General features: G+C 69.1%; 13 protein-coding genes and 1 pseudogene. 7 read left to right on the top strand and 7 right to left on the bottom strand.

Annotated features, from left to right (window positions below; genetic code table 11):
- Positions 1-2: 2 nt before the first annotated feature.
- Positions 3-1,313, bottom strand: coding sequence for a cation:proton antiporter (locus tag ENSA7_RS26320; RefSeq protein ID WP_106092109.1), 1,311 nt, complete (start codon positions 1,311-1,313; stop codon positions 3-5).
- Positions 1,314-1,435: 122 nt separating this feature from the next.
- Here ENSA7_RS26320 and ENSA7_RS26325 point away from each other — a divergent pair, with 122 nt between their 5' ends.
- Together ENSA7_RS26325 and ENSA7_RS26330 are read left to right on the top strand one after the other, a co-directional pair.
- A complete protein-coding gene (locus ENSA7_RS26325; protein ID WP_106092110.1) occupies positions 1,436-2,752 on the top strand; it encodes an Hsp70 family protein in 1,317 nt (438 codons plus the stop codon).
- A 127-nt stretch (positions 2,753-2,879) separates the two neighbouring features.
- On the top strand, positions 2,880-3,992 hold the full coding sequence (locus ENSA7_RS26330) for a hypothetical protein (protein WP_146158148.1): 1,113 nt from the start codon (positions 2,880-2,882) through the stop codon (positions 3,990-3,992).
- Positions 3,993-4,001: 9 nt separating this feature from the next.
- Here ENSA7_RS26330 and ENSA7_RS26335 read toward each other — a convergent pair whose 3' ends face one another.
- Both ENSA7_RS26335 and ENSA7_RS26340 read right to left on the bottom strand, forming a co-directional pair.
- Complete coding sequence (locus tag ENSA7_RS26335; RefSeq protein ID WP_106092112.1) at positions 4,002-5,315, bottom strand: 1-acyl-sn-glycerol-3-phosphate acyltransferase; 1,314 nt, start codon at positions 5,313-5,315, stop codon at positions 4,002-4,004.
- 7 nt (positions 5,316-5,322) lie between these two features.
- Positions 5,323-8,199, bottom strand: a complete 2,877-nt coding sequence (locus ENSA7_RS26340) for an ATP-binding protein (protein WP_106092113.1) — start codon at positions 8,197-8,199, stop codon at positions 5,323-5,325.
- 133 nt (positions 8,200-8,332) lie between these two features.
- Between ENSA7_RS26340 and ENSA7_RS26345 the strand changes: the two genes are divergently transcribed.
- The 5 genes from ENSA7_RS26345 to ENSA7_RS26365 all read left to right on the top strand — a co-directional run bounded on the left by ENSA7_RS26345 (position 8,333) and on the right by ENSA7_RS26365 (position 12,904).
- Complete coding sequence (locus tag ENSA7_RS26345; RefSeq protein WP_181234126.1) at positions 8,333-9,550, top strand: MYXO-CTERM sorting domain-containing protein; 1,218 nt, start codon at positions 8,333-8,335, stop codon at positions 9,548-9,550.
- 117 nt (positions 9,551-9,667) lie between these two features.
- Entirely contained in the window at positions 9,668-10,381 is a 714-nt protein-coding gene (locus ENSA7_RS26350) for a TlpA family protein disulfide reductase (RefSeq protein WP_181234127.1), read from the top strand.
- A gap of 174 nt (positions 10,382-10,555) precedes the next feature.
- Positions 10,556-11,062 carry a hypothetical protein gene (locus tag ENSA7_RS26355; RefSeq protein ID WP_106092116.1) on the top strand — a complete coding sequence of 169 codons (507 nt, stop codon included), beginning with the start codon at positions 10,556-10,558 and terminating at the stop codon, positions 11,060-11,062.
- A gap of 235 nt (positions 11,063-11,297) precedes the next feature.
- Positions 11,298-12,296, top strand: coding sequence for a BON domain-containing protein (locus ENSA7_RS26360; protein WP_146158149.1), 999 nt, complete (start codon positions 11,298-11,300; stop codon positions 12,294-12,296).
- A gap of 152 nt (positions 12,297-12,448) precedes the next feature.
- Positions 12,449-12,904 (top strand): ferritin-like domain-containing protein, encoded by a 456-nt coding sequence (locus ENSA7_RS26365; RefSeq protein WP_106092123.1) that lies wholly within the window; start codon positions 12,449-12,451, stop codon positions 12,902-12,904.
- A 65-nt stretch (positions 12,905-12,969) separates the two neighbouring features.
- Here ENSA7_RS26365 and ENSA7_RS26370 read toward each other — a convergent pair whose 3' ends face one another.
- The 4 genes and pseudogenes from ENSA7_RS26370 to ENSA7_RS44185 form a co-directional block, all read right to left on the bottom strand.
- Positions 12,970-13,965 carry a chemotaxis protein CheB gene (locus ENSA7_RS26370; protein ID WP_106092118.1) on the bottom strand — a complete coding sequence of 332 codons (996 nt, stop codon included), beginning with the start codon at positions 13,963-13,965 and terminating at the stop codon, positions 12,970-12,972.
- Between the two features lie 27 nt (positions 13,966-13,992).
- Positions 13,993-15,066, bottom strand: coding sequence for a hypothetical protein (locus ENSA7_RS26375; RefSeq protein ID WP_106092119.1), 1,074 nt, complete (start codon positions 15,064-15,066; stop codon positions 13,993-13,995).
- Between the two features lie 142 nt (positions 15,067-15,208).
- Positions 15,209-15,958, bottom strand: a complete 750-nt coding sequence (locus ENSA7_RS26380; RefSeq protein ID WP_106092120.1) for a hypothetical protein — start codon at positions 15,956-15,958, stop codon at positions 15,209-15,211.
- 6 nt (positions 15,959-15,964) lie between these two features.
- A pseudogene (locus tag ENSA7_RS44185) lies at positions 15,965-16,942 on the bottom strand (hypothetical protein); the annotation flags it as partial.

Below are 16,942 nucleotides of genomic sequence, written 5' to 3' on the forward strand. Positions count from 1 at the left end.
GGTTACTCGGCGGGGGAGTTGGAGACTTCGGTGGTGATCCCGGCGGTGTCGGCCAACCACCGGCGGACCGCCCGGACCGAGTGCAGCTCGAGCAGGACCAGGGCCGTGACCAGCGGGCCGTAGGCGTCGACGATCCCGGGTGCCTGGCGGTAGACCAGCCCGATGCTGAGCACGAACGCCAGGGTCAGGCCGCCGGGTGCTGCAGTCGCGGGGCCGAGGTTGGCCGGGACCCCGCCGAACCGGGCCGCGAGCGCGCCGCCGAGGTAGCGGCCGACCCAGCGCACCGCCAAGAACGGCAGGATCATCGCGTAGACCCAGACCTGGCCGCCGACCCACTCGAGCCCGGCAAAGAAGTACAGCGCGATCACGAACGGCTGCTTGATCGACCGCATGGTCCGGGTCGCCTCGCCCGCGTGGGGGCTGGTCCGCGCGAAGGTCAGCCCCGCGATGAAGTTGACGAAGATGCCCGAGACGTCCATCGCGTAGGCGAAGCCGCCGCCGAGGAACACCATGCCCACGACCACCGTCAGCAAGGTCCGCTCGTCGAGCTTGCGATGGATGACCACGCCAAACAGCAGCCCCAGCACGATCCCCGCGCCGACCTGAAGACCGAGCGCCAAGCCGGCCCCGGCCAGCGGCCGCGTGTCGAGGATCGTGGTGTCGTTGATCAGCGCGTAGAGCAGCCCAAAGCCGAGCACCGCCACCGCCCGCACTCGGTTGGCGACCGCGATCCCGATCGCGGGGGCGGGTCCGCGGGCACCGAGGGTATGGGCCAAGCTGCCGATCAGGGCGCCGTCGCTGCCGAGCGCGACGACCCCCGCGAACAGCAGCGCGCCGGTCCACGCGTGGTCACCGTCGATCGAGTAGCCCAGCGCCCACGCGATGAGCAGCGGCAGCGCGATGATCGTCAGCGCCGTGAACGAAGTGATCGACAGAGCCGCCGCCCAGGCCCCGCGGACCCGGGCCTCGGCGTCGCGCTCGCCGAGCTCGAGCCCGGCGAGCATCCCCAGCGCCCCGGCACCCAGCAGCAAGACTGGGCGGATGTCACGGATCAGCTCGTCGTCGAGCAGCCCCAGCAGCGGGCCCAGCACGATCCCCAGCGCGATGTACTCGATGCCACCAGCGAAGCTGAACCGCCGGGCCAGGCGCTCGACCGCGAGGTGGGTGATCACGTAGCCCACGCCGACCGCGGCGAGCAGCACGATGATCCGCTGGAAGGTCTCGTCGCTGAGGCCGGCCGCCAGCGCGGTCCGTGGCCACATCATGATCGCCATGAGCACCATGATCACCAGGCCCGCGAGCACGCAGCTCACCCGTAACGTCCTGCCGCCGAAGCGCGAGCACGAAGGGGGTCGATCCAATTAGTCGCAAGCTAGAGCAGTCTCGTCGCCGGCGCCATGGGGTTTACAATGGGGGACGGTGATAACCTGGCACCGTGGCACGCGTGCTGGTGTTGGTTGTTTTGTGTGGTGCATTGGGCTGCGGTGAGACCGGGCGCGCCCCGGCTGACCGGCGGCCGGCCGTCGCCCAGGTCGAGGCCACTCCCAGTCCCGAAGTGAGCCCACCCGGCGCCAGCTTCGACGCGCAGCTCTACGCCGAGGATGTGCCGCTCGGCCAGCTCCCGCTGTCGGTGTCGATCGAGACGCTCGGAGGCGTCGCGACCGTGCTCTTGCCGCGCGGGTGCCAGCTGCCCTGCGAGCACAGCGAGGTGTTCACCACGGCGCTCGCCAACCAGCCCTCGGTCGAGCTCCACGTGGTGCAGGGCGAGGCCGAGCTCGCCGCCCACAACCGCGAGATTGGACGCATGCACCTGAGCGGGCTGCCGCCAGCGCCCGCTGGTGTGCCACAGATCCGGGTGAGCTTCTCGGTCGACGCGCGCGGCCGGCTGCGGGTCAGCGCCCAGGATCTCGCCAGCCACGCGGTGCGTCCGGTCAACGTCGCGGGTCCGCGGGGCGAGCCGGTCACGGCCGAGCAGGTTCGCCAGCTGCAGGTCGGGGCACCGAACTTGGCCGCGGCGCCGGTCGACCCTGCCGCGGCCAAGGTGTCGCTGTTCGAAGCTGACGTCGCGACCGACCGGCTGCCGCTGTCGATCGGCGTTGAGACCGTGCGGGGCGAGGTGGCGGTCCTGTTCGCTCGTGGCAGCCTGATGCCCGCCCGCCGGACCGAGATATTCTCGACGGCGCTCGACAATCAGGCCCAAGTCGAGGTTCATCTGATTCAGGGCGAGCGGGCGCTGGCGGTCGACAATCGGACGCTGGGTAAATTCGTGCTGACCGGAATTCCACCGGCCGAGCGGGGGATCCCGCAGATCGAGCTGACGCTCGCGGTCGACACCAACGGGGTGCTCTCGGCCAGCGCGATCGACCTCGGGACCCGGCGCCAGCAGCAGGTCGAGATTGTCGCGGGGGCGAGCGCTGGTCTGTCGCAGGCCGATGTTGACCGGATGCTCGCGGACGCCGTGGCTGCACGGGCCCAGGACGATCAGCTGCGTGGGCGGATCGCCGCGCTCAACGAGCTCGATTCGTTGATCCATGGCGCTCGCGGGCTGCTGGCGAGCCTGCGTTCGGGAGGTCGCGCGACCACGATCCAGGCGCTCGAGGTGGCCCTGCAAGCCGCGGTGTCAGTGGTTGGTGTGGACCCCCGCGAAGCGGATCTCGCCGCGGTCGCGGCCGCACGCAGCCGACTCGAGGCCGCGTCCCATCAGGCGAGTCGCGAGCTCTACGCGACGGCGGGCCCCTCGCAAGTACAATGACCCCCACAGACACCGTGGTGGCGAGTCATCACGCTGCGCCTCGTGCCGTGCATACATGAACGATCACATGACCTACAGGCCAAGCTGGGGCCGTGAAAGTCAGGGGGGCGCCCACCGTTGCCGGCTCGTGACCCGGTTGGCCTTCACGATCGCCGCTCTGACCGCGACGGGCTGCCAGGTGAGCGGGAGCCAGGCCCCCGAGCGGCTCGCCGCGCCGACCCACGCGAGGGCGCCCGCGTCGTCCGACGTCCGGCTCACCCGCGAGCTGGTCGGACGCTACGGGCTCGCGCTGACGGCCTTCGATCGCGGCGAGTACCAGCTCGCCGCCGACATGTTCACCCAGCTGTTGCTCGCGCTCCCGCCCGATCCCCGCGAGGATCACCTGCGCCACCTGCTGGTCCAGCACATCGGCTGGTCGCTGCTGGGCCACTACGACGTCGACGCGGACGTGGCCGCGCTCGATCGCGGTGAGCAGACGCTCGAGCGCTACCTGGTCCGGCACGAGGCCCTGCTCCCCACAGCCCACGCCGAGCGCGAGGTGATCTACGCCCTGCTCGGGGAGTACCAGCTTCGCCGCGACGGGAAGCCGCCGCCCGACGCCAACGCGCGGCTGGTCGCCCTGGTCGAGGCGACCCAGACCGGGTTCGAGCGGCAGTCCGCCCGCTCGGGTCAGGCGGCCGACGACGCGCTGGTCCGGGTGATCGAGGTCGAGGCGATCCCCTGGGCCCACCTCGACGACCCCCGGGTCCAGGCGTTCCTCCGCGACCCGCGAGCCCTCGGCCCGACGCTGTTCGACAAGCCCGGTCAGCCGCTCAACCCCACCCGGGTGCTGGTCCGCGGGCGGGTCCACCCGACCGACGCGGGCACGGGCAAGCGGGCTCACGCGCTGCTGAAGCTGGCCCGCCCGGCCGCCGAGCGCTGCTACGAGGGCGCGCTGAGCCGCGGCGCGGGCATCGTCGAGCGGGTTCGGCTCGACCTGACCTGGGCCCCCAGCGGTCTCCCTGAGGTGAACTTCGGCGGTGATCATCAGCTCGACGCGGCCGCCCAGACCTGCGTGCGCGAGGCCGTGCGCGAGGCCGACGGCGCCGCCGAAGGTCGTCCGGCGCCGGGGCACGTCGAGCTGCGGCTGACCTTCTTTGTCCAGTTCGAGACTGCGGGGCCCGACAAGTACGCGCTCGACACCGACAGCTTTGGGCTGACATCGCCGAACACCAACGGCGTCCCGTGGCTCGAGCTCTGACTGGTCCGCTCAGTGACGAGGCTCGACCTCGAGGGCCATGATCGCGTCGTGGATCGCCGTGCGCTCGGCGGCGAGCCGCCCGGCGAGCTCCGCCTGGGTCGTGATCACCCACAGCCCCCGCGCCCGGTCAACGAGATCGGCAGCGCGCTCGCTGAACGACAGCGCGGCGGACCCCGCCAGCGGCAGCCCGGCCAACGCCAGCAACGCCCACGGCCACGCGGTCGCAACCCCAAGCGCGACGCTGAGCGCCACCCAGTTGAGCGGAAACAGCAGCAATCCGGCGATCAGCTTGATCGTTGCGATCACGGCCTCTTCTCGCCTGGCGATCCGCAGGCTCAACCACCCGACCAGGCGATACACTGGATAGTGCGTGAGCATGCCGAGCAGCGCGGGGCCGAGCAAGATCGGCATGACCACCGCGTGCCGCAGCACGTAGCGGCGGATCGCAGCCCCGGGGATCTCGGCGGGGTGGTCCAGCGGCAAGCCCAGCATCGACATCTGCGCGGCGTAGCTGCGGACCCGCTCGGTCAGCTGCTCGAGCGACTCGGGCGCCCGCTCGCGCAGCTGCTGATAACCATCGACGAGCCGCCGCCGCACGTCGAAGTCGTCGAGCGGAGCGGCCCCGGCGTCCCGGCGCGCGCCCGACAAGATCCGCGCCGCGTGCTCGGCCAGGCGCAGCGCCTGCGCGTCTTCGGCTTGAAGCGTGACCTGGCCCAGCGCCTGGGTGATCGCGTCGTTGAGGGCCTGGACATCCGCGGCCGAGGCCCGCAGCTGCGCGTCGAGCTCGAGCTTGGGGGTGACGATCGGCTCGCCGTAGATCAGCAGCGCGTCGCTGCGAAACGTGGCCTTGCGGCTGTAGTCGATCCCGACCGGGACGATGCGAACCGGGACCTCTCGGCTGGCGCTCGCAGCGATCCGCGCCGCGCCGGTCTTGAGCGGCTTGAGCTTGGGATCGCTGTGGGTGGTGCCCTCGGGGAACAGCGCCAACACCTTGCCGCCGGCCAGCAGCTCGATCGACTGCAAGATGATCTCGCGGTTCTTGCTGGGGTCGGCCCCGTCTTCGGCTCGGTAGACCGGCAGGCACTCGAACCCACGCACGAAGTGCTTGACCACCGGCATCCGAAACAGGGGCGCCTTGGCCAAGAACGTGACGGGTCGCGGCGACTCGCACAGGATGAACAGCGGATCGAGCAGCCCGTTGGGGTGGTTGAGCACATACAGCAGCGGCCCATCCACGGGCACCCGGGCGGCGTCGACGTTGTCGATCCGGCGAAAGAAGATCCGCAGCAGCAGGCGGGACAGGGCGGTCAGTAGAGCGCGCATTCAGTGACTACTCGGGGCTGCTCGCGGTTGGGTCTGGGTCTTGCTTGGCGTCGGCGTCGGAGGTGGCGGTGGCGCGGGCCTGGGCGTCCTCGAGCTGCTTGCGCCAGCTCGCGAGCCGGTCGCGCGCGGGTTGCTCGAGCGGCCCCGCCTCGAGTCGCTGCAGCGGATCCGGTGGGATCTTCTCGGCCAGCCACTCGCGCACGGTTCGATCGACGTCGACGTCGATCGGCTCGCTGACCAGCTCGCGGCGCAGGTACTCGGTCAGCAGGTGGGCCTCGAAGTTCGGCAGCCGCCAGACCAGGTCATCGCCGTTGATGTCGAACAGGCTGTGATCCAGGGCCCACTGCGGCTCGTACAGCGCCCGCCACCCTCGCTGCTTGGCGAGCTCGTCGAGGGCGGCTCGGGTCTGCGCCGAGCGCTTGATGGTTCGATAGCCCACCACGTCGACCAGCGCCGCGCGAGCCCGCGGCTGCTCGTAGTCGACCAGCGGCGCGACCAGAGCTTCGGCGTAGGCGTCCCAGTCCACGAAGTGATCGTTCTCGACCATGCTCGCGAGCACGCCGACAGGGACCGGGCGCTCGCCAACCTGCGCGCGGGCGGCCGCTGGATCGACGCCAAACTTTGGCCACAGCCCCAGAGCGACCTCGTCCAGGCGCGCGCGTCGGTCGACACGGATCGGCCCGGTGAAGTCGCGGCGCGAGAAGATCAGCAAGCGCGGCAGCGGCCGGAGGTCGCGCTCGAGCTCGCGCTCGTCGACCGTGCTCGACGCGCCGGGCTCGGCGTCGGCGCCGAGCAGCGCCTCGATCTGTTGGTGACGCTGCTCGACCCCATCGAGCACCACGACCACGTGCCCGTCGCGGATCAGGGCGCCCAGAAATTCGGGCGGCAGCTTGGCGTCGAGCGTGTCGATCTTGCACAGGTGCTCGACGACGAGCGCGTGGAGCTGCTCGCGATCGAGCGGGTGGGTCTCGAACCACTGCGCGGCGACGTCGACGTAGATCGGGATGACCTTGCGATCGGCGAGCAGCTCACGCGCGACGGCCCGCGCGAGCTGACTCTTGCCAGTGTGGGCGTTGCCAAAGATCACGGTGCGCCGCGGGGCGCTGCGAGCCTCGAACAGCTCGGCGACCAGCGCGGCGGGGCTGTCGATCGGCACGTCCTTGCGGCGGCTGAAGCTCAGCCGCGGGAACACGGGCGGCAGCTGCTCGCGGTAGCCGCCCCGGTCGCGGATCTCGGCTTCGTGCTTCGTGTAGGCGCGGGCGATCCACAGCTGACACACCTTGGCGTGATCGAAGTAGCGGGCCCGCAAGAACGGTCGCGTGCGGAGCCCGGCCAGCCAACCGTCACCCCCGAAGCGCTGGAGCATCCAGCGGTCGAGCTTGTGGACGCCGATCGGATGCACAAACAAGAGCGGGCGAAGCAACAGGCCAAACGCGAGGCCGGGCACGACCATGACCAGGATGTTCTTGAGCCACCCATCTCGCTCGGAGCCCCACCAGTCGCTGAACGTGCGCCAGGTCTTGGCCACGCGGTTGGGCGCCTCGGAGGCGGCCTCGCGGCTGCGGGGCCTTCGTTGCCGCGGTCGGTCTGGCGCAGGTGTCGGCGTGGGCTTCAGCTCGGGCACCGTCGGGACGACGATCGGTGGCGTTGGGCCTGGCGCTCGCACGACCGCGAGCTCGCGCAGTCGCTGGCGCAGCGCCTGGCTGGTCTGGACCGCCGCAGACAGGCGCGAGAACAGCTCGTCGACCTTGGCCTGGCCGCCGTGGCGCCGGACCCAGCCGGCGACCATCAGCTGGGTCTCCTGGTTGCTGGCGTTGGGCTCGAGCAAGGGCGCGAGCAGCTCGAGCAGCTCGGGGCGACCGCCGTCGAGCTTGGGGATCCGCTCGAGCGCGTCGCGGGCGAGCGGTCCGAGCTCGGGGTCGTCGATCACCGCGACCAACCCCGCGGCGAGCTGGATGTCGTCGGCGACGTAGCGGCCCATGCCCACGGCCACCGCCTCGACGGTAGGCCGGTGAAGCTCGCGCGGCGGATGGCCCGGATCCATGTACTGCAAGAGCAGCTCGCGCGAGCGAGCCTCGACCGTTCCGCCGCGCCAGCCCAGCTGCGCGACCGCCCCGATCGCCTGAGCCCGCAGCGCGTTGTCGGTGAGCCACGTCGTCTGGAACACCATCAGCAGGCTGTCGATCGCTTTTTTGCGGGTGGCGCCGCTGGGCTCGAGCACCAGCAGCGCCTCGATGACCTTCCGGCGAAGCTCGATGTCCACGCCGCTGGGCAGCAGCTCGACGAGGGTCTCGCTGAACTGCTGCGGCGCAAACGGCTTGCTGGCGAGCAGCTTGGTCAGCCGCTTGGCCGAGTCGAGTGGGCGGGTGCTGCAGCCGCTCGTCTGCCCGTCGCGGAGACACGGCCGGCTCAGGTAGATGCCCAGGGCGTCGGCCAAGCCCGGCTGCTGCGCCGCGCTGGCGTGATGGCCGAGGTTGGTGAGCGCGTCGATGAAGTAGCGGGACCACGCCCACCCCATGTACGTCGAGGCGCGCTTGTCACGGAGCGAGGCCAGGCGATCCAACCCCTGCGCGGGCACGTTGGTCACGTCCGCCAGATAGCCGAGCGCCTGCTTGACGTCGTCGCAGCTGCGTCGCTCGCACCCACCGTCCACGCAGCAGTCCCCGCCCTCGCAGCACTGGGTCTGCGCGATCGTGCTGGTTGGGTCCAGCCGGTACAGCAGGCAGTCGACGACCTCGCGCTCTTCGCGATCCGAGAGCTCGCCCAGATCCTCGCCGCGTCCGCTACAGATCAGTCGGGCAGCGTCCGCCGAGCCAGCCTGGGCCGGCAGCGCGATCATGGCGACCCAGACCGCCACGAGCACGACAACGAGTCGCCGGATCACCTCACCATGATACCCGATCTGCGCACCTCACGACGCGCCGCGGCTCGGTCGAGAGCGCCTGCACACCCATTGTCCACGCTCGATCGAAGATCGTCGTATCATCCGGCCCACCTCGGCGACGGCTATGGCATCCATGATCTACCGCAACCCACTCCACGCCCCCGCGACCTGTCTGCTCGGTTCTCTCGCCTGCGTCGCGCTGTCGAGCTTGTCGCCAGGTGTGGCCTGGGCCGGGACCATCACCGCGCAGGGCAACGTCACCGCGCTCGACGACATCACCCAGATCAACAGCGTGTCTGGTACGGCGTTGTTCGACGAGGGCCCGACCGGCGACGTGCCGCTCGACCAGTACGCGGACGCTGGGCTGACCCTGCACGTCGACGATCTCAGCGCGATCTTGCCGGGCGTCACGGTCATGGGCGCCTCGATCAACCCGATCTACGTCAAGCCTGGCAAGCACTTCCCCGACCCGATCGCCGGGGGCGGCGTGGCGCTGGGCACCGCGGTGTTCTACGCCGGGGCCATGACCTTCAGCGAGCCCGTCACCCAGTTTGGCCTGACCGCGGGTGGGGGCGCTGGCACGCAGTACATCACGGTCTGGGACCTCAACGGCGAGCTGCTCGGCCAGGTCAGCTGGGAGCCCGAAGAAGAGGACGCCGGGTTCGTGGGCATCGACACCATGGGCGTGCCGATCGGCTTGCTCACCTACGGCAACGACGACCTGTTTGGCGGCATCGACTACACGATCAACGGCTCGGGCAGCGTCTCCGACACGTGGGTGTGGGGGCTGGGCGTGCCATGTCTGACGGCGGCGGACTGCCTCGACGACACCGGGCCGTGCACGGAGTTCGAGTGCAACGCGGGGGTGTGTGCGTACCCCAAGACCACCAATCCGTGCGACGACGTCGACGTCTGCACCGACGCCGACACCTGCACCGAAGGTATGTGCATCGGCGTGGCGATCAGTTGCGCCGACACCAACCCCTGCACGCTCGACACCTGCGACTCTGAGCGCGGGTGCATGAACACGCAGATCGAAGCGTGCTGCCTGAGCGACGAAGACTGCCCCGAGGGCGACGAGTGTCTGCTCGGCTCGAACACCTGCGTCCCGGGCCCGCCACCGCCGCCCATGACCACCGACGACGGCGACGACGAGACCGAGACCGGTGAGCCGCCCAGCGAGACCAGCGGGGGCGAGACCGGGCCAGCGATCGATGAGTCGGGCGGCGGCTGCGGGTGCAGCAGCGACGAGCGTGGCGGCGGGGCGCTGGTTGGCCTGCTGGCCCTAGCGCTGCTCGGCATCGGTCGGGGCCGACGACGCGACCAGCTGGACGCTGAGCCGCGCCAGTGATCCTCGGACCCGTGAGCCCGAGCCGCCCGGTCCTTGCAGACTGGGACCCCATGGGGAAGAATGACCCTGATGCGAGCCGCGGTGTCGTGTTTGGTTGGGACGCATGCGCGGGCGCTCGTGCCCGGGCTCCTCACAGCTGTGGTGCTCGTCTCGGGCTGTGACGTCGACAACGCGGGCGCCGCGTTCGCTGGCGATGGACTGGACGCGGGCGGCAGCGAGGGACCCGAGGACAGCGACGGCAGCGAGGGCGAGGGCGAGACAGGGGACGCCGACGAGAACGCGCCCCAGAGCGGCTGCGACGCGCCAAGCCCGTACATGGGCGGCTGGGACATCGGCTGCTGCCAGGCCGAGGTGACCCCGAGCGAGTGGGCCCCGGGCGGCGTCGGGCCGGGTACGGTCATCCCGGACTGGACCTTCACGGATCAGTTTGGCGACGCGGTCCGGGTCTACGACTTCTGCCACCAGGCGATCTACTTCGAGTACGCGGCGATGTGGTGCGGCGCGTGCCAGGGCCACGCCCCCGAGGTCGCGAACTTGTTCAATAGCTACGAGGCGCGGGGCCTGATGACGCTCACCTACATGAGCGAGAGCGTCAACGGCGGCCCCGCGACCCAGGCCGACGTCCAGGCCTGGGCGAGCGACTATGGCCAGGCCGGCCTCGTCGTGTTCAGCAGCGCGCAAGACGTCTGGTATCCGTTCGGCGCCGACGTGGGTGGCGGCTCGTTCAGCATCTCGCTGCCGGGCACCATGCTCGTCGGGACGGGCGGCAAGATCGCCAGGCTCGGGATCCCCACGATCCAAGAGATCGAGCTGGTCATTCCTGGCGAGTAGGCCGGGCGATCACTCGGTGCCCCACGGAGGCGTGCGTGCGCTCGCTGGCACTGCGACGCCTCGCCGCTGATCGACGACGCACAACTTTCGACTTGTGGTGTCGCCCTCACGCTTCACAGAGCCCGGGTACGACTCGACACGCGCGAGCACAGGCGCGAGGAGCAGGAGGCAACAGTGAAGATGTACTTTGGCGTGTTCCCCAACCCCCGCGAGGCCCAGACGGCTCATGACGCGCTGAATGAACGCGCGAGCGAGCTGCGCTGGGAGCCCGAGCGGGTGCACATGGTCGTCCACGAATACGATGTCCGACAAAAGGCACTGCGGCGCACGGGGGGCATCGCGTGGCCACTGGCGATCTTCTCGGCGCTGCTGTTCGGCGGTGTCGCGGCGGCTGCCCTCACGCTGTTCGTGCGCGGTGCGTTTGGTGGGGCCCCCGCCCAGCCGGAGATCAGCCGCATGGACCCCACGGGGGTCGTGCTGCTGAGTGTCGGCGCGGCGGTGCTCGGCGGATTGCTCGCGGCGATCCTGACCCACATGGCGATCCGCGCTCGCATTAGTCGGCTCGAGAACGAGCTGGCCGAGGGGCGCGCCGTGTTGCTGGTCGTGGGGCCCAAGCGGCGCAGGCGGGACATCATGCAGGCAATGTCCAATGTCGGCGCGGTCCGGACCGGCGCGTTCTAATTGGACGACTTGGTCGACTCCGAATGCGCGAATGCAGCTGGCGCTGACGCATCTTTGGTGAGCGGTTGATGCGCGGCGCTCGTGGTATTGTCGTCTGCAAATATGTGAACGTCGTCGATCGGGTATTGCCAATTCGGAGTCCGCTTCTAGAGTGGACCGGCGCCCACGAGCGAGCCTTGGCGGACCAATGACGGTATCGCAGCTTGCACGAAGCGGCGCCGAACGGAGTCAAGTCATGCAACACGAATACGAACGAAACCGAGAATCACAGATGGGCCGCGGCGATGGCCGCCAGTACAGCCAGCACGACGACGATCGCTGGTCCCAGTCTCAATCCCATGACCCGGACGATGACCGGGGCGGGCGCGGGCGCCGACAGTCTGGCGGCCAGCACATGTCGTCCTTCGACCGGGAGCGAGGGCGAGAGGGCGGCCGGTGGGGTCAAGGCCAAGGGTTCGAAGACCGCGACTTTGGCGGGCGCGACTTTGGCGGGCGCGAGGGCAGGTGGTCCGGAGGCAGCAGCGGTCATGGCGATCGCGGCGGCAGCAGCGAACACCGCGACTACGGTGAGGACTACGGCAGCCGTGGCGGGTCCGGCAGCCGCGGGTATGGAGGTGACCGGTTCGGCTCCGACTCACGGTTCGAGGAGCGCATCCAGGGCTCTGACTACCAAGGCGGCCGCGGGCGGAGCTCCGGCTCGCAAGGGTGGAGCGGCAGCTCCGGGATGCAGGGCGGCTCCGGGATGCAGGGCGGCTCCGGGATGCAGGGCCAGCAGGGCCAGCAGGGCATGCAGGGCCAGCACACCGGCCTCGGCAGCGGCTACCGGGACATGGGTGGCTCGTTCGAGAGTCAGGAGCAGCGCAGGTGGAGCCAGAGCGGCGGACGCGGCTTCCGGGGCAAGGGTCCCAAAGGCTACAAGCGCTCCGATGACACCATCTGCGAAGATGTCTGTCAGCGGCTCGAGGACGCCGACGTGGATCCCAGCGAGGTCAGCGTCAAGGTCGAGGACGGCAAGGTGACGCTGACGGGCACCACCGACAGTCGGTGGGACAAGCGCACGATCGAGGACATCGCGTACTCGGTCCGCGGTGTCAAAGACGTCCACAACCAGCTGCAGGTCGAGTCTGGCGAGTCGGACGAGCAATCCGGTGATAGCGAGCAAAAATCCAACTGGCGCAGCTCGGGGATGTCCGGCAAATCCGAGCAGAAAGAGCACCAGCCGCGCGCGAGCTGAACCACGCACGTGGCTGCAATCGGGCTCGCTTCGAGCCTGGCCGACCCCGGGCTCACCTCGAGCCCGGGGTCGCGTCGATCGACCCCAGCGCCGCAAAAATGGCCTTGCTCGATCGCTTGATCCCGGACGAAACCAATTCAAAACGACACATCATGTCATCCGCAAACAAGGCTACAACGCTGAGCGACACCAACAAGTTGCTCGAAGATCTCATCAAGCTCGATTACGACGCCATCGAGGCCTACGACGCCGCGATCAAGCGCCTGAAGGACGCCGAGTCGAAGCGGCAATTGTCCGAGTTTCGCAACGACCACCAGCGGCACACCCAGAACCTGGGCAGGTTCATGAAACAAGCCGGCAAGGACCCACCGACGGGTCCCGGGCTCAAGCAGATCCTGACCAAGGGCAAGGTCGTCCTCGCTGACATCTCTGGTGACCAGGCGATCCTCAAGGCCATGAAGAGCAACGAGGACGACACCAACGCCGCCTATGAGCGCGCGGTCCAGCATGAGGGGACCTCCGCGGAGCTGCGCGACACGCTGCGCGAAAACCTCAATGACGAGCGCCGCCATCGCAGCTGGATCGAGCGCCGAATCAAAGAGATCTAGGAGATCTAGCGCGCCGATGTCCCCCACGGGCGCGCTGTCGTCAGCGTGTGCCAAGGTGGGGGTCTTCATTGGTGGCGTTTTAGCAGCAGCTTGCGGAGCGAATTCGACCACGCCTCGAACTCTTTGATGCGTGCTCGAAGACCAACGCCGTGACCGGGGTTGTTGTTTTCCGGCTCCGACAGCGCCTCCGCCAGCATCTTGCGATGCAGGGTAATGGCGTTTTGCACGGTGCGGAGGACCGTCCACAGCTGGAGATCGATCTGCTGCTCGTGCTCGAACACCATATGATCGGCGCCATAGGCGTGCCCGACCCGGCACCGATAGCGCTGATCATGCAATTCATACAGCGTCCCGCCGCACTCGGGACACACCATGGTCGACGGTCGGCCGATCTTCTCGAGTTCGTCGGTGGTGAGTGTGGGATCAACCACCATTCGTGCCTCGGTAATTAGATCCTTGGGCACCTCGGGCGCGGTCGTGGCGATCGGTCTGTAGACCATCTCGACGAGCAGCTGCGAGAGCTCGGAGGCCGCGGCGCAGCCGTCCACTTCCGTCGCCCGCATGGCGCTTCGCGGCATGCTCGAGAACGTGACGGTGCTGGGATCCTGAACCAGCGCGAGCCCGCCGCAGCGCTTGATCGCGGCGAGCCCGGCTGCTCCGTCGCTCAACAGCCCGCTCAGGACCACACCGATCGCTCGCCAGCCGCGGGTGATCGCGACCGAGCGAAACAGCACGTCGATGCTGGGGCGCGCGCGGTTCTCGGTTGGCCCGTGTACCAGCCGCAGATGATCGTCGACCAGGATCATGTGAACCCCCGGAGGGGCGACATAGATGCGTCCATGCTCGAGGGCGGCACCATGCTCGGCGTAGACACAGTCGAGCATGGTGGCGCGATCGATCACCCGGTCGAGCGTGCGCGGACCATTGGCGCCCGAGTGGAGCACCAGCAGCAAGGTGGCGGGGAGATCTGGGGACAGCGCCCCGACCAGCTCCAGCACGGCCTGAAGTCCACCTGCGGAGCCTCCTATGACGACGAGATCGTGATTGCCCGATGTGAACATGGCCTGACGGGTGGGTTGACTCGATGTTCAGAAGTATCCGCGGAAGGTGAACAGGCCGATCAGCGCCCCGCGATCGTCCGCCAAATTGGCGGCCACCGACACGCCGATCACCTGGGTCAGCGCATTGAAGTACACGCCGCCGCCGACATTGTGGGCGATGTCGAGGTCCCCGCGTTGATCCCCGGTGCCGATCCCCAGGTTGAAGTTGTACTCGGCCATGATCGCCAGCGGGACGGGGTGGGTGTCGACCGTCAGCGCCAGCCCGCTCTGGAACAACCCCCGCGCACCCTGGACGGTCTGATCTTCACCGTCGTACGCGCGCTGGCGCTGGCGCTCACCACCACCGGCGACCCCGACCTGCAGCCCGACAAAACGCGTGATGCTCTGGGCCAGGGCGACGTGCAGGAGACCGCCGAGCGCGGTGTCCACCGTGGTCGTGTAGCGCGCAGCTTCGACCAGGTCTGGGGCGCCGCCGGCCGCGAGCTGATTGCTGAGCGCGGAGAAGCCTGGGTTGAGCGCCAGCCCGCGAACCCCGAGCCCCTGGATCTGCGGTCGAAACGAGAGCGCCGTGGTCTCGCGCTGAAGCGCGCGCACGACCACGCTGGCGTTCCACGTGTAGCCCGCCGACGCGCCGAGGTTGATGAGCCTCTCAGCCTGGCGGCTCACGCCCGCGATGCCGGTGATCTCGGCGTCGATGCCGACCCACTCGTTGAAGCGGATCCCGCCATCGGCTCCGGCGGCGCCAGCCAGGTACGAGGCCCGCCGGCTCGAGTCCATCATCTCCTCGCGCTTCTGGTCGAGGATCCCGCCGCCGCCGAAGGTCAGGCCAAAGCGCGAGGTTGGGAGCGCGCTGCTGATGAATTGCGGGCGCACGAATGGGTGCTGGCCAAGCGTGCGCTGGCGATAACTACGTTTGAGCTGCTCGATGCGCCTGGCGTCGATTCGCTCACGCCACGCCTCGTCCGTGATGGGCGGGTCGTCGTGGATCTCGACGATGACGACCTCTGGCTGCTGGACAGTCGACAGTGAAGGAGTTGCGGGGGAGGGGGCGCTGAGCAGCCCGGTGACGAAGAGGGAGGTTTGAAAGAACTGCGAGAACATGACGCGCAAACCGTACCCTCGACAATGAGGGCAGCAATGCACATGCCATCGCAGTGATTTCGGTCGGCGTCGTGTTTAGCCGATTGAATGAGGGATTTTTTCGCCGCGCATTCCTTGCCCAATACGCGGTGTTGGCGAATCTCTACGCGCTGCAGCAGCAGCGGAGCGACGCGACGTCGGGCGACAGCGGCATCGACTCGCAGCTCGACGCGAGCGACTCCAACAGCGACTCGAGGGGATCGGCACACTCGACGCTCGAGAAGGTCTCGAGCGTGGCGACGGGCCACTGGGGCTGGTCTGTCGGGCACGACGTGACCGCGCAGCCGAGCTGCTGCTGCTCGCACACGACGGCGCAGCTGTCGAACTCGGCCGCGCCCACGCACGCGCTCCAGGCCCCGGTTGGGCCGCCCTCGACGACCAGGTGGACATCGAGGGCCTGAATCTGGTTGGGCAGGATCTCGGCGACGCGTACGGCCCCGTCGAATCCGTCACGGTCGACCCGCAGCGTCGCGCTGGGGCCCGGCAGCTGGGCCGCGTCGCACACATAGCCGCCCTCGGGCGCGTCATCGAGCTCGCACGCGATCGGGGAGCCGGTGCCGTCATCCGCTTCGATCGTGACGATCGCGGCGACGGCCTGCAGCATGAACTTGGGCGAGACACGAAAGCCCTCGGTGGGCGCCGGGGTCGGGATGTCGGTGTCGCCGCTGGTGTCGTCGTAGGTGTCTTCGTAGCGTCCATCATCGCCAGCGTCGTCGCCAGTGCCCAACAGCCCACAGCCGGCCGAGGCGCCGCCCACTACGCCCGCCAGCACGCCCGCCAGCACAACGGCGCGAGAGGGCGTCAACGCAGACCGCGACGAGCGGCGGGTGAGGTTGGTGATGATCCTGTTCATGCGAGCTCACTCCCGGGTCGTGATCGCGGCGCCGTTGATCGTGCCCACCACCGACGCGAACCCGGGACCCGCGTCCTGCAGCGCGAGCCCCCACGCGTCGAGCTCCGGGACCCCGTCGAGCAAGCCGATCTGCTTGTTGGCGGGGACCAGAAAGTCGTGGTTGTAGAGCAGGTCTTCGTTGAAGCGGACGCCGATGTGCTCGAGCAGCTCGTTGGCCACGTCGGCGCTCACGCCCGCCGCTGACTCGCACCAGTAGTCCCCGAGCACCAGCACGTTCGCGCCCGCTTCGAGCATCGCGCCGATCTGTGCCGGGGTGACCTCGCCGCAGAAGTCGGCGATCACCACGTCGTAGGCGAGCGGATCGACGCTTGCGAGCGAGGTGAAGGTGATCGCGCCGAGCTTGTCGACCATCGCGAAGAACGGCTCGACGTTGCCAGCCAGGCAGCCGAGCGGGTCCACGCGCGGGTCGCAGTCGCCGATCCACAGCAGGTTCAGGTCGCCGGGGATGTCGCCGTCGCCGTCGCCGTCGCCGTCGCCGTCGCCGTCGCCGTCACCATCGCCGTCGCCGTCGCCGTCACCGTCGCCGTCGCCGTCGCCATCGCCGTCGCCGTCGCCATCACCATCACCGTCACCGTCGCCGTCGCCGTCGCCGTCGCCGTCGCCGTCGCCACCCTCCGCGAGGTACGAGAACACGTTCTCGAACATGGCGAGGTTCCGGGTGGGGATGCCGGTCTTCCCCCATACGACGATCCGCGAGTCGGGGTGGATCGGCCACGCCTCGGGCCACGCTTCGCCAGTCTCGGTGGTGTCGCTGCCGTCGTCGTCGGTGATCGCCGCCGAGGTCCCCTGGCTCGTGCCGCTGTCGTCTCCGACCGACTCATCCTCGCTCGGTGTACCCCAGCGCACGCACGCACCGAGGCCAGTCAAGCCCAGCACCGCCACGAGCGCGCTTCGGCAGCGCATCAAAACTGGCCCCCGAACCCC

Origin of the sequence: Enhygromyxa salina, from assembly GCF_002994635.1 — a bacterium.
GTDB lineage: Bacteria > Myxococcota_A > Polyangia > Nannocystales > Nannocystaceae > Plesiocystis > Plesiocystis salina_B.